26 protein-coding genes are annotated in these 23546 nt (G+C 42.1%); 16 read left to right on the top strand and 10 right to left on the bottom strand.

Annotation, left to right across the window (positions count from 1 at the left end; translation table 11 throughout):
- Positions 1 to 88 precede the first annotated feature (88 nt).
- The gene (locus Q4561_RS02205; RefSeq protein WP_303457280.1) at positions 89 to 565 is read left to right on the top strand and encodes a c-type cytochrome; all 477 of its coding nucleotides are present in this window, start codon (positions 89 to 91) and stop codon (positions 563 to 565) included.
- A 108-nt stretch (positions 566 to 673) separates the two neighbouring features.
- Here Q4561_RS02205 and Q4561_RS02200 read toward each other — a convergent pair whose 3' ends face one another.
- Complete coding sequence (locus tag Q4561_RS02200; protein ID WP_303457278.1) at positions 674 to 2305, bottom strand: FMN-binding glutamate synthase family protein; 1632 nt, start codon at positions 2303 to 2305, stop codon at positions 674 to 676.
- Between the two features lie 321 nt (positions 2306 to 2626).
- Here Q4561_RS02200 and Q4561_RS02195 point away from each other — a divergent pair, with 321 nt between their 5' ends.
- The 3 genes from Q4561_RS02195 to bfr (Q4561_RS02185) all read left to right on the top strand — a co-directional run bounded on the left by Q4561_RS02195 (position 2627) and on the right by bfr (Q4561_RS02185) (position 5282).
- Entirely contained in the window at positions 2627 to 4201 is a 1575-nt protein-coding gene (locus Q4561_RS02195; RefSeq protein WP_303457276.1) for a cation:proton antiporter family protein, read from the top strand.
- Between the two features lie 137 nt (positions 4202 to 4338).
- Entirely contained in the window at positions 4339 to 4815 is a 477-nt protein-coding gene (gene bfr, locus Q4561_RS02190) for a bacterioferritin (RefSeq protein ID WP_303457274.1), read from the top strand.
- Positions 4815 to 5282 carry a bacterioferritin gene (bfr, locus tag Q4561_RS02185; protein WP_303457271.1) on the top strand — a complete coding sequence of 156 codons (468 nt, stop codon included), beginning with the start codon at positions 4815 to 4817 and terminating at the stop codon, positions 5280 to 5282. Before bfr (Q4561_RS02190) ends, bfr (Q4561_RS02185) begins: the two co-directional genes overlap by 1 nt.
- A gap of 8 nt (positions 5283 to 5290) precedes the next feature.
- On the opposite strand, the gene Q4561_RS02180 is transcribed toward bfr (Q4561_RS02185), so the two are convergent.
- Complete coding sequence (locus tag Q4561_RS02180) at positions 5291 to 5698, bottom strand: hypothetical protein (protein WP_303457268.1); 408 nt, start codon at positions 5696 to 5698, stop codon at positions 5291 to 5293.
- A 301-nt stretch (positions 5699 to 5999) separates the two neighbouring features.
- Here Q4561_RS02180 and ccoN point away from each other — a divergent pair, with 301 nt between their 5' ends.
- The 12 genes from ccoN (at position 6000) to Q4561_RS02120 (ending at position 17028) form a co-directional block, all read left to right on the top strand.
- The gene (gene ccoN, locus Q4561_RS02175) at positions 6000 to 7433 is read left to right on the top strand and encodes a cytochrome-c oxidase, cbb3-type subunit I (protein WP_303457266.1); all 1434 of its coding nucleotides are present in this window, start codon (positions 6000 to 6002) and stop codon (positions 7431 to 7433) included.
- A 15-nt stretch (positions 7434 to 7448) separates the two neighbouring features.
- Positions 7449 to 8054 (top strand): cytochrome-c oxidase, cbb3-type subunit II, encoded by a 606-nt coding sequence (gene ccoO / locus Q4561_RS02170; RefSeq protein WP_303457263.1) that lies wholly within the window; start codon positions 7449 to 7451, stop codon positions 8052 to 8054.
- A 1-nt stretch (position 8055) separates the two neighbouring features.
- Positions 8056 to 8217 (top strand): cbb3-type cytochrome c oxidase subunit 3, encoded by a 162-nt coding sequence (locus Q4561_RS02165; protein ID WP_013784114.1) that lies wholly within the window; start codon positions 8056 to 8058, stop codon positions 8215 to 8217.
- Between the two features lie 16 nt (positions 8218 to 8233).
- Positions 8234 to 9187: a cytochrome-c oxidase, cbb3-type subunit III gene (gene ccoP, locus Q4561_RS02160; RefSeq protein WP_303457261.1), complete on the top strand. Its 954-nt coding sequence runs from the start codon at positions 8234 to 8236 to the stop codon at positions 9185 to 9187.
- Between the two features lie 136 nt (positions 9188 to 9323).
- Positions 9324 to 9803, top strand: coding sequence for a FixH family protein (locus Q4561_RS02155; protein WP_303457259.1), 480 nt, complete (start codon positions 9324 to 9326; stop codon positions 9801 to 9803).
- Positions 9803 to 12214, top strand: coding sequence for a heavy metal translocating P-type ATPase (locus tag Q4561_RS02150; RefSeq protein ID WP_303457257.1), 2412 nt, complete (start codon positions 9803 to 9805; stop codon positions 12212 to 12214). Before Q4561_RS02155 ends, Q4561_RS02150 begins: the two co-directional genes overlap by 1 nt.
- Before the next feature lies 1 nt (position 12215).
- Entirely contained in the window at positions 12216 to 12431 is a 216-nt protein-coding gene (gene ccoS / locus Q4561_RS02145) for a cbb3-type cytochrome oxidase assembly protein CcoS (RefSeq protein WP_303457255.1), read from the top strand.
- Positions 12418 to 13077 (top strand): sulfite exporter TauE/SafE family protein, encoded by a 660-nt coding sequence (locus tag Q4561_RS02140; RefSeq protein WP_303457253.1) that lies wholly within the window; start codon positions 12418 to 12420, stop codon positions 13075 to 13077. Before ccoS ends, Q4561_RS02140 begins: the two co-directional genes overlap by 14 nt.
- 48 nt (positions 13078 to 13125) lie before the next feature.
- Positions 13126 to 13866, top strand: coding sequence for a fumarate/nitrate reduction transcriptional regulator Fnr (gene fnr / locus Q4561_RS02135; protein WP_303457251.1), 741 nt, complete (start codon positions 13126 to 13128; stop codon positions 13864 to 13866).
- A gap of 97 nt (positions 13867 to 13963) precedes the next feature.
- Positions 13964 to 14887, top strand: a complete 924-nt coding sequence (uspE, locus tag Q4561_RS02130; RefSeq protein ID WP_303457249.1) for a universal stress protein UspE — start codon at positions 13964 to 13966, stop codon at positions 14885 to 14887.
- Positions 14888 to 15084: 197 nt separating this feature from the next.
- A complete protein-coding gene (gene ttcA, locus Q4561_RS02125; RefSeq protein ID WP_303457246.1) occupies positions 15085 to 16026 on the top strand; it encodes a tRNA 2-thiocytidine(32) synthetase TtcA in 942 nt (313 codons plus the stop codon).
- Entirely contained in the window at positions 16027 to 17028 is a 1002-nt protein-coding gene (locus Q4561_RS02120) for a patatin-like phospholipase family protein (RefSeq protein WP_303457243.1), read from the top strand.
- On the opposite strand, the gene Q4561_RS02115 is transcribed toward Q4561_RS02120, so the two are convergent.
- The 8 genes from Q4561_RS02115 to Q4561_RS02080 form a co-directional block, all read right to left on the bottom strand.
- Positions 17020 to 17655: a DUF2987 domain-containing protein gene (locus Q4561_RS02115; RefSeq protein ID WP_303457242.1), complete on the bottom strand. Its 636-nt coding sequence runs from the start codon at positions 17653 to 17655 to the stop codon at positions 17020 to 17022. The genes Q4561_RS02120 and Q4561_RS02115 overlap by 9 nt on opposite strands.
- A complete protein-coding gene (locus tag Q4561_RS02110) occupies positions 17652 to 18443 on the bottom strand; it encodes a glucosaminidase domain-containing protein (RefSeq protein ID WP_303457240.1) in 792 nt (263 codons plus the stop codon). The genes Q4561_RS02115 and Q4561_RS02110 overlap by 4 nt, the downstream gene beginning before the upstream one ends.
- Positions 18436 to 19197: a stress protein gene (locus Q4561_RS02105; protein ID WP_303457238.1), complete on the bottom strand. Its 762-nt coding sequence runs from the start codon at positions 19195 to 19197 to the stop codon at positions 18436 to 18438. Before Q4561_RS02105 ends, Q4561_RS02110 begins: the two co-directional genes overlap by 8 nt.
- A gap of 138 nt (positions 19198 to 19335) precedes the next feature.
- Positions 19336 to 20043 (bottom strand): LysE family translocator, encoded by a 708-nt coding sequence (locus Q4561_RS02100; RefSeq protein WP_303457236.1) that lies wholly within the window; start codon positions 20041 to 20043, stop codon positions 19336 to 19338.
- A 171-nt stretch (positions 20044 to 20214) separates the two neighbouring features.
- Positions 20215 to 20931, bottom strand: coding sequence for a Sir2 family NAD+-dependent deacetylase (gene cobB, locus Q4561_RS02095; RefSeq protein WP_303457235.1), 717 nt, complete (start codon positions 20929 to 20931; stop codon positions 20215 to 20217).
- Positions 20932 to 20992: 61 nt separating this feature from the next.
- Entirely contained in the window at positions 20993 to 21817 is an 825-nt protein-coding gene (locus Q4561_RS02090) for a sulfurtransferase (RefSeq protein ID WP_303457233.1), read from the bottom strand.
- Between the two features lie 117 nt (positions 21818 to 21934).
- Positions 21935 to 22429, bottom strand: coding sequence for a thiol peroxidase (gene tpx / locus Q4561_RS02085; RefSeq protein WP_303457230.1), 495 nt, complete (start codon positions 22427 to 22429; stop codon positions 21935 to 21937).
- 66 nt (positions 22430 to 22495) lie between these two features.
- Positions 22496 to 23203 carry a tRNA-uridine aminocarboxypropyltransferase gene (locus tag Q4561_RS02080; RefSeq protein ID WP_303457229.1) on the bottom strand — a complete coding sequence of 236 codons (708 nt, stop codon included), beginning with the start codon at positions 23201 to 23203 and terminating at the stop codon, positions 22496 to 22498.
- Positions 23204 to 23546: the final 343 nt, after the last annotated feature.

Here is a 23546-nt window from a genome sequence, read left to right as displayed (position 1 = left end):
CGAGTTAACATTTCATTGATTGAAATCAATTCCACGTGTTCGATTTTATCCATAATAGAATCTGAACCAATCGTTTGGAGATATGAACATGGCAAAATTTATTTTAATGCTATCACTTGTGATAATAAGTGTTGTGGGGTGTGACTTAGGGCCTGACTCTCCTCGCGGTTTCAGCTTACCTGAAGGAAGTGGAGATGCTGGAAAAGTCGCATTCCAAAAACACCAGTGTACCGATTGTCATCAAATTGAAGGTATTACAATGCCAGATACTCACACCTATTTGGTGCCAAATTCGATTCCGTTAGGTGGCAGCAGTGGCAGAATTACTACATACGGCGAGCTGGTTACCAGCATCGTAAACCCATCTCATAAGCTAACTCGCAGGCAACCTGTCAGTATGACATCTGTAGATGGTGAGTCTCGAATGCGTAATATGAACAACGTTATTACTGTTCAAGAACTTATCGATTTAGTAGCTTATTTACAGCCACAATATAAAGTGGTGCCCTATCGCACTTCTGAATACCGCCTTTATCAGTTACGTATGCCTGAGCCGAAAGACTAAGTCAGCCTAGGTGGCTCACTTAGTTACACACTAATACGCGTGCTCAAAATATGTTCTCAAAACACGTGCTTTGAATCCGTATCTAAAACACGCTTTAACAACCAGCGGTTATGATACGGATTTAGTTTCTTCTTCGATTTCAGCCAATAAACTGCATGGCATGAAACTATCTGAATTGGCTTCTTTTAAGTGCAGTTTAAATCGATCGGGAATATCATCCCCTAAAAATGTACCTGTTTTAACAAGGGGGAAGATTTCGTCGTACCGAGCAATACTGGCCTGATCCACTCGTCTGAATATATGTGTACGGTTTAATTCAGTGGTGCTTACATGACCTGTCGAAGACAGCATGTCCATTAATGCATGCAAGGTCTTTTTGTGAAAGCGATATACCCGTTCGAATTTATCTGTAACATCAAGGCCTTCGGTTAATTTAGGATCTTGGGTAGCCACGCCGGTTGGGCATTTGTTGGTATTGCACGATAATGATTGCACACAGCCAAGCGCTAACATCATACCTCTTGCGCTATTACAAACATCCGCCCCTAGGCTAATGTTTTTAACCAATTGAAATGCTGAAATTATTTTGCCAGATGCGATAATTTTCACTTGTTTGCGTAAGTCAAAACCAATTAGGCAATCGTCCACAAATGCTAGTGCTTCCCTTAGTGGAAAACCGATTGAGTTTGTATACTCTAGCGGCGCCGCACCAGTACCGCCCTCGCCTCCATCAACCGTAATAAAGTCGGGAGTAATACCAGTTTCTACCATGGCTTTACACATGGCGACAAACTCACTTTTTCTTCCTAACGCTAGCTTTATACCAATTGGTTTTCCGCCACTTAACTCCCGCAGTTTACGAATGAAATCTATCATTTCTAATGGTGTCGAAAATGCACTATGACGAGGTGGTGAATCAACCTGAGTTCCGGGTTCAACGCCTCGAATTTTTGCTATTTCAGGGGTGTTTTTATAAGCAGGTAATATACCACCATGCCCGGGTTTAGCGCCTTGGCTTAGCTTTATTTCAATCATTTTAACTTGAGGAAGGTTGGCTTTTTCTTTGAATAGGTCGGCGTCAAACTTGCCATCTTTGGTCCTGCATCCAAAATAGCCAGTACCTATTTGCCACACTAAATCACCACCGTTTTCTTCGTGATGAGGCGTTAAACCACCTTCGCCGGTATTGTGATAAAAGTTACCTTTTTTTGCGCCTTTATTAAGCGCCAAAATAGCATTTTTAGACAAGCTTCCAAAGCTCATGGCACTGATGTTCAAAATACTCGCGTGATATGGCTGTTTACAGTCTTTACCACCTATAGTAACTCGAGGATCGTGGTTCATCTCGTCAAGGTCTCTTGCTGACAGTGAATGCCCTATCCATTCATAGCCGTCTTCATAAGTATTTAGCTGCGTGCCAAAAGGAATGGTTTCTCTACTGTCTTTCGCTCTTTGATACACAATAGAGCGAAACATACGTGAAATAGGTGTGCCGTCGGTATCAGATTCTAAAACGTACTGTTGTATAAAGGGGCGCAGAGACTCAATAGTCCAACGGGTTCTACCAATTAACGGGAAGTTTTTTAAAATAGCATGCTTATTTTGTACTGTGTCGTAAATCGCTAGAACGAGTAACAACACGGTTAACAATAGAAACCACCACGCCGGATGCCAATAAAAACCTACCAATAGGTTAAAAATAAATAATGCCGTTAAGGTTCCTAAAATTCGATTTCGCATAACTACTCCACGTGTGATTACCAGTTATTACTGTTCAAACACATTTTGGGTTTTATAGGGCGGTATATTTACTTATTACTATATCTTTAATTCATAAATCCTTCAGCGATATAACCGCAACATAATGGTATCTATCTTTTCTCATTCGCTCCGGTTTCATAACATGCTAATGTAAACACTTCTATATACATCAGCATGTTGAACATTCACAAATGTACAACGCTAAGTATGATAAGAAAGTTTAAAGTACTAAGGACTGGTTGATTAGGTCTATATACCTTCTTATTTATACTAATTTTTGGAAATGGTGAAAGGTAATTCATGGAGTATGCATTTCTTCTGTTCGCATTTGTTTGCGGCTTAACGGTAAAACTTATCGGTATTCCCCCACTGGTAGGCTATTTGGTTGCCGGATTTTTACTTAACTTTGCAGGGTATACGTTAACTGATGATCTTACTAAGATAGCCAATCTTGGTATTACTATCATGCTGTTCACTATTGGCTTGAAGTTAAATGTGCGTGATTTAAGTAAACGGGAAGTGTGGGCTGGCAGTATTTCTCATACTTTAATATGGGTAGGAATAGTCACCTGTGGTGTTTACGGTATTGCTGCAGTTGCCAGCCAATATATCGAAGGGTTAACTTGGCAAAGCGCTACGTTAATTGCCTTTGCGCTCAGCTTTAGTAGCACGGTTTGTGTTATCAAGGTGCTTGAAGAAAGTGGGGAAAGTAAAACTCGTCATGGCCGGCTAGCCATTGGCATTCTGGTTATGCAAGACGTATTCGCGGTTATTTTCTTAGTAGCTGCAACGGGTAAACTCCCTTCATTTTGGGCACTAGGATTACTCGCACTAATACCTGCAATGCCTTTAATTAACCGCATTATTAATAAATCTGGTCACGGTGAACTACTGCCTCTTACCGGCTTCATACTCGCGTTAGGCGGCTATCATTTATTTGAGCTCGTAAATATCAAAGGTGATTTAGGCGCACTTATTTTTGGCATTATGTTAGCGCAACATGAAAAAGCCAGTGAGCTAGCAAAGTCGTTATTGAGCTTTAAAGACTTATTCTTAATTGGCTTCTTCTTAACAATTGGATTAACAGCACTGCCTGACTTTAATATGATCATTATTGCATTAGTGTTTTGTTTGTTCATTCCTATTAAAGCTGCCATGTTCTTTGGCTTATTTACCGCTTTGCGTTTGCGAGGCAGAACGTCGTATTTAAGCAGTCTAGTACTGTCTAACTTTAGTGAGTTTGGCTTAATAGTGGGCGCGCTAGCCGTATCACTCGGTTTGCTAGCAGAAAGTTGGTTGGTGGTTATTGCACTTGCCCTATCGGTGTCTTTTGTTATTACAAGTGTGCTGTACCGCACTTCCCATTCTCAATATCACAAATACAAAGACACTATAAAGCGTTATGAAAAAGACCGACGTTTAAAAGAAGACATATACCCCACTTTACACAAAGCCGAGTTCTTAGTACTAGGAATGGGCCGTGTAGGCCAAGGCGCATTTAACGCATTATCGAAACTCGCTGATGTAAGTGTATGGGGAATGGACGCCGACAGAGTAAAAGTAAAACAGATGGCCAGTGAAGGTTTGAACGTTATTTGTGGCGATGGCGAAGATGTAGACTTATGGGATAACCTTGAAATAAAGAATGTTCACCTGATATTACTCGCACTTCCTTCAATACAAGATGCGATTAATATCACTCGTCAGCTGAGAAACGCGGGCTACACTGGCAAGGTGGCAGCCATTGCTCGATATGAAGATGAAGTAAATTACTTGCTAGAACAAGGTGTTGATAAAGTATTTAACTTTTTCACCGAAGCGGGTTTAGGTTTTGCGGAAGAAAGTTTAGCCTATGCAAATACGCAGCAAGAATAAAACGCGCTACTCTTAATGCAAACAAAGGATGAAGTGATAACCATTACTATTTGTATACTGTTGTTTTTAAAGTGATTTTTGACATTTTCGCTTTTTGTAACTACACTAGCGTCATATTGATAATTAAGGTTTCTATTATGCAAGGTGACAAACAAGTCGTCGCAAAGCTGAATGATGTTCTCACAAGTGAGTTAACGTCTATTAATCAGTACTTTCTGCATGCACGTATGTTCAAAAACTGGGGCTTGCAAGAGCTCAATGAAAAGAACTACAAAAAGTCGATTAAAGACATGAAGCAAGCGGATGAATTGATTGAACGCATTTTATTCTTAGAAGGTTTACCTAACCTTCAAGCTTTAGGTAAGTTATACATTGGCGAAGACACAGAAGAAATGCTGGGTTGTGATGCTAGGTTCCAAAAAGAACAACTGCCATTACTACGCGAAGCTATTGCTCTGTGCGAAGAAAAGCAAGATTACGTTACTCGCGATTTAGTAGAGTCGGTTTTAGAGTACGAAGAAGATCATTTAGATTGGATTGAAACCCAAGAATATCAAATTGGTGCTATGGGTATTGAAAACTACTTACAAGCACAAGTTATGGGAGATGACTAATGAAAGGTAATACCACTATCATTAATGGTCTTAACGAGCTACTTTCTTATGAACTAGCCGCGATGGATCAGTACTTTATTCATTCTCAAATGTATTCAGATTGGGGTTTGACTAAGCTTTTTGAGCGCATCGATCACGAATTTGACGATGAACGTGGCCATGCCACTAAACTTATCGAACGTATGCTGTTTTTAGAAGGCACGCCAGATATGGTGACGCGCACTGGTTTTAAAGTAGGTACCGATGTACCTGAAATGCTTGAAAGTGACCTTCGCGTAGAATATGAAGTAGACGCTAAGCTAAAAGAAGTGATTGCGCTGTGCGAGTCTGAAAAGGATTACGTAACCCGCGACATGTTAGTGGTTTTACTTGATGATACCGAGACCGACCACGCACATTGGTTAGAGCAGCAGCTTGGCCTAGTTAAACGCCTTGGTTTAGCGAATTACCTACAATCACAAATGTAGGCGATTGCCTACATGATTGTGTTGAAGTACAGGTAGCTTGGTGCTGCCTGCCCTTCGATATTTAACCTTAACTGCCATTTCATCACTGGCTCACTACAACTCCCTAACATAAACCAGCCAGTCCAACTGCCATTTAGTTTATTTTCAAGCAGTACGGGGATTTTACCCATATACATATTCACGCCCTCAATCCAGGCGCTTTCTATAATGGCCCCTTCGGGTAAATTTAGCAGTATCGTAATAGATGTTTCAGGTTCCACTTTCTCTGAAAATTTAGCTGTAGCGCGTTTGTCGTCAATTAAAAAATCGCAGTGTTCGTTGACAAATGTACAGTTGTTTTCTAAATCAGTTAGGGGAGAAGAAGAAAGGTTAGCCGTGTTCTGATATTGATGTACCGCGAATACAGATGCTGCCACAAGGAAAATAAAAAGCGGAGTTATCCACTTTTGTGAAAAAATTGTTCTCTTTTTGTTACTGTTATTTAGCATTTCTTAAATTTTATAAATTTCTTCATTGATGGAGATCAAGCTCAGGTAGTTTATGGTATCTTTTTGTAATTAAAAACCTTATCATCCGCGTACCAACTGGCTTGGAGACTATAATTATTACTCTTTCCGAGCTCGGTGTGAAGCGTTATTCCGTTGCTTTCGCATGTCTAGACCGTACTTGAACGGCTGTTGGAGACCATAGTTCATTTGAAGTGGAAGATTCATTAAAATGAGTGAAATAAGCCAAGCACAACCTGACTACAATTATAAAGTAGTTAGGCAATTTACCATTATGACCATAGTCTGGGGTATCATTGGTATGGGCCTAGGGGCATTCATTGCCGCGCAATTATTTGCACCTGCGCTTAACTTTGACACACCATGGCTAACATTCTCGCGTCTGCGTCCTTTGCATACCAATGCCGTTATATTTGCCTTCGGCGGCTGTGCTTTGTTCGCGACGTCATACTACATCGTTCAGCGTACCTCACAGGTTAGACTGTTCAGTGACAAACTTGCTGCATTTACGTTTTGGGGCTGGCAAGCCGTTATCGTATTAGCAGTGGTTTCTCTACCTCTAGGTTTAACCAGCTCGAAAGAATACGCTGAACTAGAATGGCCAATCGACATACTGATTACGCTGGTCTGGCTCGCTTATATCATTAACTTCTTCGGAACCCTAGTTATCCGAAAAGTTTCGCATATCTATGTTGCGAACTGGTTCTTAGGGGCGTTCATGCTTACCGTTGCTGTATTGCATATTGGTAACAGCATGGCTATTCCGGTGTCTTTCACTAAGTCTTACTCATTGTATGCAGGCGCAGTAGACGCCATGATGCAGTGGTGGTACGGCCATAATGCAGTAGGTTTTTTCCTAACTGCAGGCTTCTTAGGCATGATGTATTACTTCGTTCCTAAGCAAGCAGGTCGCCCAGTTTATTCATACAGACTCTCTATTGTTCACTTCTGGGCATTGATATCTCTGTATATTTGGGCTGGTCCTCACCACTTACATTATACTGCCCTACCCGACTGGACACAGTCATTAGGTATGGTGATGTCAATCATTCTATTTGTTCCATCTTGGGGCGGAATGATTAACGGTATAATGACATTATCTGGTGCATGGCATAAATTGCGTACTGACCCCGTATTACGTTTCTTGATTGTTTCGTTGTCTTTCTATGGTATGTCTACCTTTGAAGGCCCAATGATGGCAATTAAAACGGTTAACGCGTTGTCTCACTACACAGATTGGACAATCGGCCACGTACACTCAGGTGCACTAGGTTGGGTTGCTATGATTACTATTGGTTCAGTGTATCACTTGATTCCAATTCTGTTTGGTCAGCCTGCTATGTACAGCACACGCTTGATTAACGTGCATTTCTGGTTGGCAACAATCGGTGTGGTACTTTATATCGTAGCTATGTGGATGTCTGGTGTACTTCAAGGCTTAATGTGGCGAGCAGTAAATGCTGACGGTACATTAACGTACAGCTTTGTAGAGTCGCTTGAAGCGTCGAAACCTTTCTATGTGGTTCGTTTCATTGGTGGTTGTTTCGTGGTTACTGGCATGCTTATCATGGCTTATAACACGTGGAAAACCGTTCGTGCCCCTAAAGGTAGTATCGCTCCTGATGTCACAACTCAGCCAGCGTAATAAGGAGACGACATAATGAAGAATCCACATGAGTTAATTGAAAAAAATGTCGGTCTGTTAACCGTGCTAATCCTTGTTGCGATTAGCTTCGGTGCCATGGTTCAAATTACGCCGCTGATGTTTCAGCAGCAGACAATGGAACCGGTAACAGGCTTACGTCCTTATACAGCATTAGAATTAGAAGGCCGTGACATCTATATCCGTGAAGGATGTGTTGGTTGTCACAGCCAGATGATTCGCCCGTTCCGTGCCGAAACAGAGCGTTATGGTCACTACAGTGTTGCTGGTGAGTCAGTATGGGAACACCCTTTCCTTTGGGGTTCTAAGCGTACTGGTCCTGACCTAGCACGTGTTGGTGGTCGTTACAGTGATGAGTGGCATCGTGTTCACCTGCTTAATCCGCGTAACGTGGTACCTGAGTCGAACATGCCTGGTTTCCCATGGCTTGCAGAAAACAAACTTGACGGTAAGTTAACCGCTAAGAAGATGGAAGTTTTCCAAGGCTTTGGCGTACCGTATACCGACGAAGATGTCGCGGGAGCACAAGCGGCAGTAAAGGGTAAAACCGAAATGGAAGCCCTTATTGCATACCTTCAATCTCTTGGCACACATTTGAAATAATATGGATCAGGGAATAGTTGGTAGCATTTTTACTGTCATCGTCTTTGTTAGTTTCATTGGCATAGTTTGGTGGGCTTTTAGTAGCCGCAACAAGCAAAAGTTTGATGAAGCGGCGAATTTGCCTTTCGCAGACGAAGACAAAGAAAAATCAAAAGAAGATTAGCAGGAGTCTCGAACTTATGAGTATGTTTTGGACAATTTGGATTTCAGTGATAACCCTAGGGTTAATCATTGGTTGCTATGTCCTTCTGCGCTGGTGTTTGTCCAATCAAACAGGCGTGCCAGAGGGAGAATCAATGGGGCATGAATTTGACGGCATCGAGGAGCTAAATAACCAGCTTCCTCGTTGGTGGACAATCATGTTCTACATGACAATCATTTGGGGTTTTATTTATCTTGCCCTTTATCCTGGATTGGGTTCTTACGAAGGCTTTTTTGGCTGGAAGAGCTCAAACCAAGGCATATTGACGCTTGAAGAATCGGCGCAAGCGCGTATCGATGCAAAAGAGCAAGGCAAGTTTGTAGAATACGATCGTGAATTGGATTACGCAGCTGAAAAGTTCGATCCAATTTTTGAAGCGTATGCGCAAATTCCTGTAGAGGAACTAGCAAAAGATCCTGAAGCGAATAAAGTAGGACAGCGCTTGTTTATGCAAAACTGTTCTCAATGTCATGGTTCTGATGCTCGCGGACAAAACGGTGGTTTCCCTAACCTTACCGATAACGATTGGTTATACGGTGGTTCGGGTGAAAAAATTGTTGAAACCTTAACATTAGGCCGTAAAGCCGCTATGCCTGCATGGATAGATGTTATGGGTGAACAAGGCATCGAAGAAGTGGTTGAATATGCTTTAAGCCTTAGCGGACGCGAAGTTGACCAACAACTTGCTGATGCAGGTAAAGTTCGCTTTGCTGCATGTGCTGCCTGTCATGGTATGGACGGTAAAGGTAATCAGGCACTAGGTGCCCCTAACCTTACCGACAACATTTGGTTATATGGCGGAAGCCATCGTGCGGTTACTGAAACATTAACCTACGGCCGAAATGGTGTTATGCCTTCATTCAAGAAAACCTTGGGTGATGACAAGATCCACGTTGTTGCATCTTACGTTTATAGTCTTTCTAACGACTAAATTCGTCTAACCAACAATAATGCTAAAAAGCCTCGTTATCACGGGGCTTTTTTTATGAGAAAATAACCCCCTTCGACTGGCTGCCTTATCTTTTTATTGCTCCGGTTTTCTTGTAGTAAACGAGTTGAAATAATTAATGAATACACCTTGGTATAAACAGTTCTGGCCGTGGTTTCTTATCGCTGTTCCCTTTATAACGTTAGTAATGGGAGGGGTGTTGTTAAATTTGGCTATTTCAACCGAAGACAGCCTCGTAGTAGACGACTATTACAAAGAAGGTAAAGCCATCAATGCTCGGCTTGATAAAGAAGACATTGCAAGACGAAAAAACATCACTACAGATTTAACCATTACTGATGGCAGTATTGCTGTTGAGTTTCACTCTGGTATTCCACCAGAAGGAAACGCCCTTAAACTGAATTTTTACCATGTCACCATAGAAGAACGTGATGCGAGTGTATTATTAAGTCGTGATGCGAATGGTATTTACCGCGGCTTTGTTGAAAAAGACCTAACGGGTAAATGGCAAGTGTCGCTTTCTCCTACTGATGACAGTTGGAAAGTACAAAATACGCTTCAACTACCCTACTCTGGCGCTATCAAGTTCAACCCGTAATGAGCGAAGACCTTTGTTTCCATTGCGCGTTACCTAGCGATGCAACACACAAATACGAAGCGGTGATATTAGGTGAAACTAGGCAGCTTTGCTGCCCTGGTTGCCAGGCTGTTGCGCAAGCCATCGTTGATAATGGCTTGGAAGATTATTATCAGTTTCGTACTGAACCGGCACAGAAGTCTGACGACGGTATTTTAGAAAGCCTATCTGCGCTTAATGTTTACGACGACCCAGCCCTTCAAGAAGAGTTTGTTTTCGATGAAGGCCAGCACAAACAAATACAACTCACTCTTGAAGGTATTACCTGTGCGGCTTGTGGCTGGTTGATTGAAAAGCAACTGTCAAAAGTATCGGGCATTGCCCAAGTGGCAGTCAATGTTCAAGAGCGCCGTGCATTAATAACATGGGAACCCAGTGTTATTAAACTTAGCCAAATACTCACCACGCTAAAGCGTATAGGATATATAGGTTCGCCATTTCATCCCGATGAGCATGAAGCCAGTTACAAACGAGAACAAAAATCGTTTATCAAAAAGCTAGGCTTAGCAGGCATTATGACCATGCAGGTAATGATGCTAATGGCTGGGCTTTACTTCGACTGGTTTGGTGCCATTGAACAAGAAACCCGTCAATACTTCTATTGGGTAGCACTCACCCTTACCACCCCCGTTGTCCTTTATTCAGGTAGCGCTTTTTATTTAGGTGCCATAAAGGCAATAAGCGCAAGAACCGTGAATATGGACGTGCCTGTAACCCTTGCGGTATTTGGCACTTACTTCGCGGGTTTACGTTCAACCTTGCTAGAGCAAGGTGAAGTGTATTTTGAATCTATATGTATGTTTATCTTTTTACTGCTTTTAAGCCGTTTTTTGGAACATAGAAGCAGGCATCGTGCGGCACAAATCTCAGCCAACATGATGCAATATATTCCTGTCTCTGCCGCAAAAATCGAAAGTGATGGCAGCATTGTTCAGTGTTTAGCCAAGCTTTTAGTGCCCGATGATATGGTATTAGTAAAACCCGGTGAAACCATACCTGTAGACGGTATTGTGTTAGATGGTACTGCCGCGGTTGATGAGTCGATGCTAACTGGTGAGTTTAACCCTGTGAGCAAATCGGCCAGCCATTTGGTATATGGTGGTACGGTAAACCAAGATGGCACGTTAACGGTTAAAGTAACCCAAAGCTTAAAGCATGCCTTGGTCAATCAAATCGTACGCTTACAAGCCAGCGCAATGGCAAGCAAGCCAAAAGCGGCGCAAATTGCCGATAACTTCTCTCGTTATTTTGTATTCTCGGTGTTGCTGATATCTGTACTAACCTATGGTTACTGGACTTTTGCTGGCAGTGAAGACGCGTTTTGGATCACCATCTCTGTATTAGTGGCGACCTGCCCTTGTGCACTAGGCTTAGCCACTCCTTCCGCATTAACCTGTGCCATGGCTAAGCTGAACCGTCAGGGCATTTTATTAAAACGTGCTGACGCGTTAGAACAACTTACCGATATTGATACCATCGCCCTTGATAAGACAGGCACACTCACCGAAGGTAAGTTCTCGCTACAACAACGCTGGTTTGCTAAAGGTGTAGATCCTGTTCAGGTAATGGCGTTAACTACATTGTTAGAGTCACGATCTGAGCACCCTATAGCCCGGGCCTTTGATAACGATGCTATTAGCACACCTTCAAAGCATGATAAAACTGCGCCGAATAAAATTGACAAATTTACGGTCACACCTGGTGGTGGCATTAGTGGCGAGATCAACGCTGTGGTGTTTACTATGGGATCAGCGGTATTTTGTAACTTAAGCGAAACCACCAAGGTAAATATTCCAGCAAACGTATTTTTGTGTGCTGATGGTGTATTAATGGCCGCGTTCTGCGTAAATGATAGTTTGCGTCAAGATGCCTTAGCCACCCTTACCGCACTGAATGAACATCAATTGGTAGTGCTAAGTGGTGATACACAGAAAAACGTTGATGCACTAACTGCCAGTCTACCCATTGATTTGGCCAAAGGTGGACTATCACCTGAGCAAAAATATTCACAAGTGCATAGCTTGCAAAAGCAAGGCCGCAAAGTGATGATGATGGGCGACGGTATTAACGATGCCCCTGTTCTTGCCAGCGCTGATGTAGCGGTTGCCGTTGGTAATGCCACTGATGTAGCCAAAACCGCTGCCGATGTTATTTTACTAGGTGATAGCCTATTGTCGGTACCTACGTTATTTTCAGTTGCTCAACAGGCAAAACGTAAAATTCAGCAAAACATCGCATGGTCAGTAGGTTACAATATTATCATTCTACCTTTTGCGGTCTCTGGGTTACTCTCACCCTGGATGGCCGTTGTGGGCATGTCACTCAGTAGTATCATTGTGGTTACCAACTCAACTAGGTTGTTAAGTAAATAATATGAGTATCATTTACGTACTAATTCCCATCGCAATTATTATTGTTGCGCTCGCGTTGGTTATCTTTTTCTGGGCAGTGAAAACTAACCAGTTTGAAGATCTCGACCGACAGGGTTATAGCATTTTGTTTGACGACGATTTGTCTGGAGATGAAAAGAAACTAGCCGAGCAACGCAAACAGTTGCAACAGCGCAAAGAAACCAATGACAGAAATTAATATATTCTCTGCCTTTTTCATTGGTATTGCGGGCGGTGTGCATTGCGTAGGCATGTGCGGCGGCATTGTTGCTGCACTTCGTACCGTAACGCCCACGAACGAAGCGGCGCTACCCTACACCCTAGCTTATAATGTCGGCCGTATAATCAGCTACACCCTAGCTGGTGCAATAACTGGCGCTGTAGGCCAAATGGCCACCGAATTTGTGCCTATTGCGAAACCCGTTTTGTCTTTAATTAGTGGCGTTATGCTGCTGCTTTTAGCCTGTTATTTAGGCAAGTGGTGGCAAGGTTTAAATTACATTGAAGCTATGGGACGAGGGTTGTTTAAAGCTATTCAACCTTTATCTAAACGCTTTCTTCCTTTCAAAAGCCCGCTTTACGCAATGCCCTATGGTTTTATTTGGGGTTGGTTGCCTTGTGGCTTGGTGTATTCAACACTCACATGGTCGTTAGCATCCGGTTCTGCGATTGATGGCGCCGCTATTATGCTATTTTTTGGGTTAGGAACTTTGCCTACATTATTAGCAGTCAGTGCGGGAAGTCAGTATCTTATCGCCGGTTTTAGGCATCCCGTGGTAAGACAATGCTTTTCAGGAATATTGGCTATTTACGCAACCTTTTTAATTTATGCAGCAATCTCATGAACAAAAGAGTAAGATTATATTAAATCGACACCATTTATAGTTTGAGCCATGAGCAAAGGAAGTCAATTCTCCATTCATTGTCAAAATTGCAGTTTCAGCCATTTGTGTTTGCCTGTTGCGCTAAACAAAACTGAAATTGAATCGTTAGACGATATAATTGAACGTAAAAAACCCCTTCATAAGAGTGACTTACTGGTAAAGTCAGGAGATAAATTTAACTCCCTTTATGCAGTTCGCACTGGTTCATTTAAGTCATTCGTTACTAATTCCGATGGTGAAGAGCAGATAACGGGTTTTCATTTCCCTGGCGATATTATCGGGTTTGACGCGTTACGTGAGAACAAACACCAAAGCTATACTCAAGCCTTAGAGACCGCGATGGTATGTGAATTACCGTATGAAACTCTTGATGAAATGTCGGTTCAATTTCCTAAACTTAGGCACCAAATAATGAGTTTCATGAGTGCGGAAATTAAACAAGATCATGATCTCATGATGCTGCTTAACAAGCGCTCAGCTGAAGAACGCCTACTGTATTTCCTTTCTCAACTTTCTCAACGCTTTGAAGAACGTGGATTTTCAAATAAAGAATTCCACCTTACGATGACGCGAAATGAAATTGGTAACTATCTTGGTTTAACTATTGAAACCATTAGTCGCTTACTAAGCCGTTTTCAAAAAGAAAATATTATTCATGTGGACGGTAAACTCATCACTATTTTAGATTTTGAAATAATGTCTCAACGTTTAACCTCTGTTGTTGCACCTAATATTGCCTGTAATAGCTAATCTTAAAAGCTTTTGATCTAAAACAAGTTACGTAATAGCAAATAGGTATTACACTTAAATTGTAGCAACCAAAATTCTAAAAATGTTTGGAGGGGTTATGATTAAGTATGAGCGTATTTTAGCGGTTATTGAAGCCGATAGAGATACCCAACCTGCGCTTAGCCGTGCATACGAGCTTGCTAAAAAAACAGATGCCACTGTTACTGCTATGCTGGTGGTTTACGACTTATCTTACGACATGACAACCATGTTGAGCCCTGATGATCGTGAAGCCATGCGTGATGCGGTTACTAAAGAACATGCTGGATGGTTGAAAAAAACGTTAGACGACTTAGGTTTTTCTAAAACAGATATTGTTGTGGAATGGAACAACCGTGCTTTTGAAGCCGTGGTGCATTACGTTTTAGACAACAACATAGACTTGGTAGTTAAAGCAACTAAACGTCATGACGACTTAGCCTCTGTGATTTTCACCCCTACAGACTGGCACCTCCTAAGAAAATGCCCCTCTCCTGTATTGTTGGTTAAAGACCATGCCTGGCCTGAAAACGGTGAAATTATTGCGGCGGTAAACGTTGGCAGTGAAGACGATGAACATGCCTTACTTAACGACAAAATTACGGTGATTGCTAACGATTATGCTGCGCTACTCAGTGGCAACGTAAATCTGGTTAACAGCTACCCTGCTACACCACTTAATATCGCGATTGAAGTTCCTGAGTTCGACCCTGATACGTACAACAACGCCGTAAAACACCATCACGAACTTGAGATGAACAAACACAGCGAAAAGTATGCTATTGATAGCGAGCGCTGTTACGTGAAAGAAGGCCTTCCTGAAAAAGTCATCCCAAGGATAGCCAAAGATATAGATGCCGAACTAGTGATTATTGGAACGGTTGGCAGAGTAGGTATTTCAGCTGCCCTTATTGGTAACACTGCTGAACATGTTATTGATGAACTGGTATGTGACGTACTGGCGATAAAGCCTGATGGTTTTATTTCACCGTTATCTCGTTAGTATAAAAACACATTAAGCCAACAGGCAGGACTAACGTGCTGAGCCCAACAGTAATGCTGTACTATGCACGCCCCGTACTGGCTATAAGTCAGTGCTAGCTCCCTAGTGCACAAGATATAAAAATATCTGAGGCAGCCAGATTCAATCTTGGTTGTTTGCTGTATAATGACGTTTTTCGCAGTAACCAAGCTATTGATATGACTAGTGCAAGCACAAACCGTGCAGACGCCCCGTTAACCGCGTCTCAAAACAAACAAAAATACAGCTTTAATAAGCTTCAAAAGCGCCTTCGTCGAAATGTAGGCAAAGCGATAGCCGATTTCGGCATGATAGAAAATAACGATAAAGTAATGGTGTGCTTGTCTGGCGGTAAAGACAGCTATGCTATGCTCGATATCCTTATGTTTCTAAAGCGCATTGCACCTATTCATTTTGATATTATTGCGGTTAACCTCGATCAAAAGCAGCCTGGGTTCCCAGAACATGTACTTCCTGAATACCTTGAAAGCGTGGGAGTAGAGTACAAAATTGTCGAAGAAGACACCTATTCTATTGTAATGGACAAAGTGCCAGAAGGTAAAACCACCTGTTCGCTTTGCTCACGATTACGTCGCGGTATTTTATACAAGACGGCTAAAAAACTAGGAGCCACTAAAATAGCCCTAGGCCATCATCGTGATGACATGTTAGAAACCTTCTTTTTGAACATGTTCCATGGTGGTAAGCTTAAGTCGATGCCACCAAAATTAGTAAGCGACAATGGTGAACATATTGTGATCAGGCCCCTTGCCTATTGCACTGAAAAAGACATTCAGCGTTATTCTGATGCCGTAGAATTTCCTATTATTCCTTGCAACTTATGTGGCTCTCAAGAGAATTTGCAGCGTCAGAACGTTAAGGCCATGCTGCAAGATTGGGATCGTCGGTTTCCAGGTCGAATCGAGTCTATGTTTACTGCGCTTCAAAATGTAGCGCCTTCACATTTGGTTGATAAAAATCTACACGACTTTAAAGGCATAGTGACACAGAATGGCCCTGTTGAAGATGGTGATATTGGTTTCGATCCACCCAGCTTTGAAACGCCAACCGAAGCTTCTGACGATACGGTTCAGATTATTAATTTGATGGAATCAAACTAAATGAAAATTGGTCTAGCATTAGGTGCCGGTGCAGCAAGAGGCTGGACCCACATAGGTATTATCCAAGCGTTAGAAAAGCTAGGTATTAAGATTGATGTAGTAGCGGGATGCTCCATTGGCGCATACGTTGGTGCAGCTTATGCCAGTGGCAAGTTAGAAGGCCTTAAAGAGTGGTCTTGCTCCCTATCAGATTGGCAGGTGCTTGCATTAATGGGTGTAGGCTTGCGTAGAGGCGGTATCGCAAGTGGTCAAAAGGTATTTGATAAGCTTGCCACCGAATTTTGCGCGCCTTCTTATGAAGAGATGGAAAAGCCCTTCGCCTCTGTGGCTACCGATTTATATACTGGCCGCGAAGTAGTATTTAATTCTGGCGAGATTGGTAATACTATTCAAGCCTCATGCGCTATTCCGGCTTTATTTGCCCCCGTGGCCCATGGCGATCGTTGGTTAGTCGATGGCGCGGTAGTAAACCCTGTTCCGGTTAACTTATGCCGGCAGCTTGGTGCCGACTTTGTTATTGCTGTGAACCTCAATGCAGATTTCAGACCCCTAAGGCTTGAAAAATTACGCTTAGATCACGAAGAGAACCAAAGAAAGACAGAAGATTTCTTCACCAAAAGCCAAAACGTGCTTAAGCAGTGGTTTTCACCGGATAGCAAAGAAGAAAAAGAAACCAAAGAAGAGAGTGAGGCTGCTAAGCAAAACGAAGGCATTGCGAGTGAAGCTATTGAAGCCATAGAAGAAACAATTTCGCCACCACCAAACAAAGTACCCAAAGGAAGTCCTCCAGGTATTTTAAGTGTGATGAGTAGTTCGCTAGAGATACTTCAAGCAAGGGTGACACGTTCACGTTTAGCGGGCGATCCGCCAGATATTTTGATAGAGCCACAACTAACAGACGTGGGTATTATGGAATTTCATCGTGCAGAAGAACTTTGCATAAAGGGTGAAGAAACTATCACCCGTATTGCTGAGCAAATTAAGTATCAGCTATTAGCTTGATGCCATAGCGGTAACACGAAGCGGGGCTTTCGGTAGCGTTAGCCCTTTATTTTCGTTAATTTCACTTTGTTCTAAGTGAAGTATGCCATTATTAATATGCAGGCCTTCTGGGGTTATATAATCCAGATTTTTATCATCAAATTGCAACATCAACCCTTTCACCGTTGGCATTAAGAACGATAAAAAACTGCCCATTTCATTAAAGAAAGCTTCATATTGACCATAAATGAAATTCAGCTCTTCTTTCGTGTAATTGGCTGTTAAATATTCTCTCTTTGTTTCAAGCTGTACTGACATATCGCACAAATTTGCCGCTTCAGTTAAATCAACTCTGATATAGGCGTTTGCCAATTTAAGGGCTTTTTCTGATGGTACGGTAAATCGATATTCGTCGGTAACATCAAGAGGCATCGTTTGTTTGTCAGTGACTATTTCAGCCTTATTAATTTCACATAATCGCCCTTCCCCAACACGTAAGAAACCAAAAGCGAACTGCAGTGCTTGGGTATCTTCGTTATCCAGTTTTTTCACATGGCTATAAAAACTGCTGTACTCTACATTCAGCATTTCGGCTGCAACACTTGAAGTAAGAAATGCGCCAATAAGCGCGCAAGCTATACGTTTCATTCAGTTAAGAACTCCTGGTTAAACCGGATCATGGTTTGTAATTCGTCTACATAGGCCGCGCCACGTTCAGAGTAGTTCATTAACCCCTCTGCCAAGGCCACGCCTGTAATGGGTATTTGATTAGCCCTTAACCGCTCTCTAATCTCCCGCAAATCTGTGTAAGCGTCATGCCTGTTCAAATTACGCATATAGGTATAGGTTGCCCGTGAAAGGCTGGGAAATTTTGCTACTTCATGGGTGGCGCCAGTATTGCGTTTACCCGGTACAAAACCGCAGCCTTTTACAAAGCACCAAATACCAAAGAAGTTATAGCCTTTTCTTGCGAATCGACTGGTTCCCCATGCCGACTCATTAGCGGCTTGAACAAGCACCAGTTCAGCAGGCAAGATATCAATTTTATGAAGTAAGGCAAGCAATCGCGATGTCAAAGGCTGATCTGCTTTAACTCGATACTCGGTTTGTAGCCACTCGAGGCGTTTAATATCGTCATCTGATAACGCCTCTTCGTTTAACGCTTTACGGTAAAGCGTTTGAATATAATGCCTCAGGGTAAGTAAATAGGCATTTTGCTTTTCGACTTCAGGGCGCAAGTAATCAAAAAAAGCCGTCTTCTTTTCTTTTACATCTGTGTAGGCAGAGAAATCGGGAACGGGCTTTGTTGCTTCATAGGTTTCTGGGATATCTAAAATATCGGGTTCACGCTTAGTTAAAATAAGCGCGTTAATGACTATCACGGCTAATACCGCAATAGTGATTAAAACGATTTTTAAAGTTTCCCGTTTATGCATCGAAGCTCGACTCGTTAGCTTTGTTTTGAACATGTTGGGTTGGAGTTTGTTCGCCCTCTTCCCCAATCAGTTCTTCATAAAGTAAGCCTAGCATACTGAAATACAGCGGTAGAACCCAAATAAGTGACAAACCAAAGGTAAGCGGTACTGTAAAGAATAATATGATAAAGATAGCAAACACGCCGGTTAGCTGTGCCCAATAGGCATTAAAAACCCGGCAAGATAAAATGATAGCGCGAAGCGGCGTTAACGATTTATCAGCAACCAGCATGAGTGAAAATGACGTTGCCATCCACAAATAAACACCTGGAACAATGAGTAAGACCAATCCAATTTGAACCACTATGCCGTTGACTAACTGTGTAAGTGCAAACGCAAATATGAATGACAGATAGCTAAACAATGAAAAAACGGTCGTTTTTTCACCTCTAGCATGCCTAACCCCCATCATGTATAGCCCGGCGATGAGCGGCGCAACAATAAAGATAGCACCAATTTCAATTAACGATTGATGCTCAAACACAAAGGTGCCGTCGTCGTTAAAGGTGACAAACTGCTGAGCGAATAAGCCAAGTACAACAAAAGTGAGAAATAGCACTAATGATGCTTGGAATAAGCTAAAAAAGTTTGCCTTTGCCAAGCCATTAGCCCTAGAAAACAACGCTTTAATATCAAAATGATATTGCTTTGCAAAGGTTATTGCTAATTTGTTAGATGGCTGGTTATCTTTCACAGGCATTTTATTATCTGCCACACATTCCTCTACTGCTACTATCGAATTCAACCGCCGCATTATACATAATTATGACGGTTAACCCCAATAAGGACGTGTTAGTTGACCAAATGTAATACTCAGACAGTTGGTTACTGTGTATTGCGTATGCTTCGCCCTTTAACCTAATATTAGTTTTGCCGCCAAGCCAACGAGTAAAACACCCATAACACGGTCTAGCCAATATCCCTTGTCACCAATGAGTTGAGCAATTTTGCTGGTACTAAGTAAGTAAGATAAAAAGCAAAACCAAAGCCCTGTCGCTACCGCCATGTAAATGCCGTAACCGAGCTTGATAGAAAATGGCGTGTCGATATCGATAATGGCAGTGAACAAAGACAAAAAGAACAAAGTGGCTTTAGGGTTTAAACCATTAGTTAGAAACCCAATCCAGAGCGCTTTTTTAGCCGTTATCTGAGGGGTATTTATTGTATTAACTGACGCGTTGTTTTGTGCAGGAAGGTCATTTTTTTCTGGCTTAGGGCTATCATTTACTGGCTTAGCGCTACTTAGTTCTGATTTAGACGGTTGCTCAGAACTAGGGCCACTTCTAAGTGCCCCGTAAGCAAGAAATAAAAGGTAGCCAGCAGCTAAATAGCTAAAGGTAGTAAATAACCAAGGTGTGGTAGTAATAACCACACTCAGCCCTACTAATGAATACCCAATATGAAGCAAAATCGCTAGGCCAATCCCAATACTGGTATACATGGCAATGCGGCGACCATACGCTAGACTATTTCGAACCACTACGGCAAAATCCGGTCCGGGGCTGGCTACAGCAATAAGATGTACTAACGCAATGGTCAAAAATTCATTCAGGTAAGGCATGTATCGTTTGTGTTACTCGTTGTTTCAAAGTGTTAAATATTACGGGTTTAGCGTCAAAGTGGCCACTATAAAGCTCGTATAAACATTTCTGTATAGACTTCTCTGTATAAAACTCTCTATAAAGCTCTTAATAAAGAAATCATGCCTTGCTAAAGTGTTGGTAAATTCCCGTTACAAATTAAATTCTTTAATCAATCTCTCTACAAACTCAGGCACAATTTTAGTCGCTATTCCGCTAATCGATTCATCGAAAAACCAGTTATTAGCAGTGGGCTCTAAATTTAATTCAATACACTTAGCGCCGGAATCTTTTGCGCCAAGCACAAAGCCTGCGGCGGGATAAACATTACCAGAGGTACCAATTGCTAAAAAGATATCCGCTTGCGAGATACTTTCCATAATCAGTTCCATGTGTTGCGGCATTTCACCAAACCAGACAATGTCAGGCCTTAGGGTTGGGGTGTTACAACACGCGCACAACGTTTGACCATCAAACGGGGTATCGCACTTAAAGGTTTTATTGGTAGTTGCACATCGACTAGACAATAATTCGCCGTGCATATGTATAACACGTTCACTACCTGCTCGTTCATGCAAGTTATCGACATTTTGCGTTATTAACGTAAGGCTGTCTCCCAACACGCGTTCTAGTTTTGCTAGCGCTTCATGGGCGGCATTTGGCACAACACAAACATTTGTTAGCTGTGCTCTTCTTTCATTATAAAACCGATAAACAAGTTCAGGGTTGCGCGCAAAAGCTTCTGGTGTTGCGACGTCTTCAACACTGTACTCTTCCCATAAACCGTTATTATCACGAAATGTTTTTAAACCTGACTCTGCAGAAATACCTGCGCCAGTTAAAATTAATACGCGTGGAGGTGCATTCATAAGATCAATTCCTTTGATATTTTATACACTTAACACTACTACCTTAACTTAAACTAAAATTTTAATCTGTCACGACAGGATAGGTTGAATGGGCGCCCCATTCAGACCAAGAGCCATCGTAAATTGATACATCTGATGCGCCACACATCAATGCGGCAACACCTATAATACAAGCAGTAACGCCAGAGCCGCAGGTACAGATAATTGGTCGTGTTAAATCAATTCCAGCTTGCTCAAAGAATTCTTTGAGTGCTTCAACAGGTAAAAACTCACCATCATCTACCAGCAATGTGAACGGAAGATTAAACGCACCTGGCATATGACCGGAACGCACACCCTTACGAGGCTCTTCAACTTGGCCGTAAAATCGCGCTTCACTTCTAGCATCAACAAGTTGAGCATCAGTGTTCAATGCTTGAATAACGGCGGAGCTATTCACAAACCACTTACTTTGGGCATTAGCTTCGTATTTAAAATGAGAAGGTATGCGTTGTTCCGACACGGGTAAGCTTTGCCCTTCCCACGCTACTTGGCCACCGTTTAGCAACCTAGCATCTTCATGTCCCATTGCTTTAAGCATCCACCACACGCGCGGCGCGCTATACATGCCTCGAGTGTCGTACACCACAACAGATGAGCGCTCTGTTAAACCTTGTCGGCCTAAATACAACGCTAAGTCAGAAGCTGTTGGCATACTGTGAGGGAAACCCGTGGTATGGTCACTACCTTCACCATCTAAGTCTATATCGACAGAGTTTGGCAAAACCATAGCGTTTCTTGTATCGGGGGTTTTAGTTACGGGGTCGTCCATAACTGCGCGCACTAAAATGATGGGCTCATCTTGCAGTTGCGTTGCAAGCTGTTGAACATTTACAAGTATCGACATAACAACTTCTCCATTGAAATGCCCACCTATTACAGTGGGCATTAATGGCTGTCACTACCTGAAAAAGCTTTTCGCTAATTCAGCAGTTTAGCTTTCTCAAACTTACGGATCTGAATCTTACAATGCAGCGATTGCAGAGTCGTAGTTTGGTTCTTCTGTAGTTTCAGCCACTTGCTCTGTATAAAGTACCTTACCGTCGGTATCAATCACAACCACTGTTCGTGATAGCAGACCAGTTAACGGCATAGACGTGAAGGCTACACCGTAGTCGTCACCAAAGCTTGACCGGAATGTAGAACCGGTAATCACATTTTCAATGCCTTCTGCACCACAGAAACGTCCAGCTGCAAAAGGTAGGTCAGCAGACACACAAATAACTTGTGTGTTATCTAATCCTGATGCTTGTTCATTGAATTTACGTACAGACGTTGCACATGTACCCGTATCAATTGAAGGGAAAATGTTAAGGATAACGCGTTTACCCTTAAGATCAGCTAGCGTTACTTCCCCTAAATCAGCTTTAACCAATGTAAAGTCAGGTGCTTGTTGGCCTACTTCTGGAAGTGCGCCTACAGTTGAAACTGAGTTACCTTGAAATGTAACTGTTGCCATGTTTTTCTCCTTGGGTTTTGATTGCCTAACCATGTCGTTAAGCGTAAATGCACGCAAGATAAGAGATTACTTAACTTGCGCCTTTGCAAATTCAATTTTGTGACTTAAATGGGGCTTCCCTTTTAAGTATTGATGTCGAAAAATACTGAAGTATGTCGCCAACGCTTTAGCTGCATTAACCTCACCTGCCAAATCTAACACGTTTATTCCCACCTCTGCAGTGCAATGCTGGAATTCTCGTGTCGATTCACGTAACAGGTAATTTGACGAAATGTCGGGAGATACGCCTAATACTGGAAATTTATCTAAATACGGGCTTTTTCCAAACATCTTTCGTGCTTCCCGCCATGTTCCGTCCAGAAATATAAACAAGGGAATTTTGTCTGATTTATCTTCAGGTTTGACAATACAGCGAGTAGGCTCGGCATATTCGTGTGGAAAAATAATGATTGGCTGGTATTTAGGATTTTCGAGCAACGTTAGTAATCCAGCATCTGGCTCCGTTCTATTCCACAAAAAGGCATGATTCTCTGCCACTACATCGGCAATTAGCCTGCCTGTGTTGGTAGGCTTATAGTATTCACCCTTATACATAATGAATAGCACCGCACAAGATGCTTGTGGTTCAGGTTTGTCGGCACATATGCAGGTATTTGTAGGCAATAAGCAGATGTCACAGCGAATAACTTTGCTTCCCCGCGCATTGAATGCACGCTTAGCACGTTTAAGCTCAGAAGTTCTAAGCGCTAGAATAGAATTAGTATGTGGAAGCACGCAGTAAACTCAATCAGATTAGAACGATATGTTAGCACAGAGCGTGACTTAGCCGTAAAGCAAAATGCTGCATTTTAATAAGCGTCAATATAGCTTACTAATTAGCGTTTAATAGTATTGAAGTTTATTTTAGACTGAATAAATGAGGTATAAAGAAAATGGTGCCCGGGGCCAGAATGGAATAAAGCCCGTAAGCAATTGTTTAATATAGCATTGATGAAAATGAAATTTGGCGAGTGTTACTAATGGTGTTACTAAAAGTTACATATCGATGTTAATTAATTTGAAGTGTATATTATGTCTCTAATTCACTGAAAACAATGAAAGTTATGGAACACGGAAA

Origin of the sequence: Alteromonas sp. 1_MG-2023 (genome assembly GCF_030547075.1) — a bacterium.
Taxonomy (GTDB): domain Bacteria; phylum Pseudomonadota; class Gammaproteobacteria; order Enterobacterales; family Alteromonadaceae; genus Alteromonas.
This window is presented reverse-complemented; position numbering and strand designations above follow the sequence as displayed.

Bases quoted from the DNA above. Each gene is read 5' to 3' on its own strand.
- Q4561_RS02205 (WP_303457280.1), top strand. From the start codon at position 89: ATGGCAAAATTTATTTTAATGCTATCACTTGTGATAATAAGTGTTGTG.
- Q4561_RS02200 (WP_303457278.1), bottom strand. From the start codon at position 2,305: ATGCGAAATCGAATTTTAGGAACCTTAACGGCATTATTTATTTTTAAC.
- Q4561_RS02195 (WP_303457276.1), top strand. From the start codon at position 2,627: ATGGAGTATGCATTTCTTCTGTTCGCATTTGTTTGCGGCTTAACGGTA.
- bfr (WP_303457274.1), top strand. From the start codon at position 4,339: ATGCAAGGTGACAAACAAGTCGTCGCAAAGCTGAATGATGTTCTCACA.
- bfr (WP_303457271.1), top strand. From the start codon at position 4,815: ATGAAAGGTAATACCACTATCATTAATGGTCTTAACGAGCTACTTTCT.
- ccoN (WP_303457266.1), top strand. From the start codon at position 6,000: ATGAGTGAAATAAGCCAAGCACAACCTGACTACAATTATAAAGTAGTT.
- ccoO (WP_303457263.1), top strand. From the start codon at position 7,449: ATGAAGAATCCACATGAGTTAATTGAAAAAAATGTCGGTCTGTTAACC.
- Q4561_RS02165 (WP_013784114.1), top strand. From the start codon at position 8,056: ATGGATCAGGGAATAGTTGGTAGCATTTTTACTGTCATCGTCTTTGTT.
- ccoP (WP_303457261.1), top strand. From the start codon at position 8,234: ATGAGTATGTTTTGGACAATTTGGATTTCAGTGATAACCCTAGGGTTA.
- Q4561_RS02155 (WP_303457259.1), top strand. From the start codon at position 9,324: ATGAATACACCTTGGTATAAACAGTTCTGGCCGTGGTTTCTTATCGCT.
- Q4561_RS02150 (WP_303457257.1), top strand. From the start codon at position 9,803: ATGAGCGAAGACCTTTGTTTCCATTGCGCGTTACCTAGCGATGCAACA.
- ccoS (WP_303457255.1), top strand. From the start codon at position 12,216: ATGAGTATCATTTACGTACTAATTCCCATCGCAATTATTATTGTTGCG.
- Q4561_RS02140 (WP_303457253.1), top strand. From the start codon at position 12,418: ATGACAGAAATTAATATATTCTCTGCCTTTTTCATTGGTATTGCGGGC.
- fnr (WP_303457251.1), top strand. From the start codon at position 13,126: ATGAGCAAAGGAAGTCAATTCTCCATTCATTGTCAAAATTGCAGTTTC.
- uspE (WP_303457249.1), top strand. From the start codon at position 13,964: ATGATTAAGTATGAGCGTATTTTAGCGGTTATTGAAGCCGATAGAGAT.
- ttcA (WP_303457246.1), top strand. From the start codon at position 15,085: ATGACTAGTGCAAGCACAAACCGTGCAGACGCCCCGTTAACCGCGTCT.
- Q4561_RS02120 (WP_303457243.1), top strand. From the start codon at position 16,027: ATGAAAATTGGTCTAGCATTAGGTGCCGGTGCAGCAAGAGGCTGGACC.
- Q4561_RS02115 (WP_303457242.1), bottom strand. From the start codon at position 17,655: ATGAAACGTATAGCTTGCGCGCTTATTGGCGCATTTCTTACTTCAAGT.
- Q4561_RS02110 (WP_303457240.1), bottom strand. From the start codon at position 18,443: ATGCATAAACGGGAAACTTTAAAAATCGTTTTAATCACTATTGCGGTA.
- Q4561_RS02100 (WP_303457236.1), bottom strand. From the start codon at position 20,043: ATGCCTTACCTGAATGAATTTTTGACCATTGCGTTAGTACATCTTATT.
- cobB (WP_303457235.1), bottom strand. From the start codon at position 20,931: ATGAATGCACCTCCACGCGTATTAATTTTAACTGGCGCAGGTATTTCT.
- Q4561_RS02090 (WP_303457233.1), bottom strand. From the start codon at position 21,817: ATGTCGATACTTGTAAATGTTCAACAGCTTGCAACGCAACTGCAAGAT.
- tpx (WP_303457230.1), bottom strand. From the start codon at position 22,429: ATGGCAACAGTTACATTTCAAGGTAACTCAGTTTCAACTGTAGGCGCA.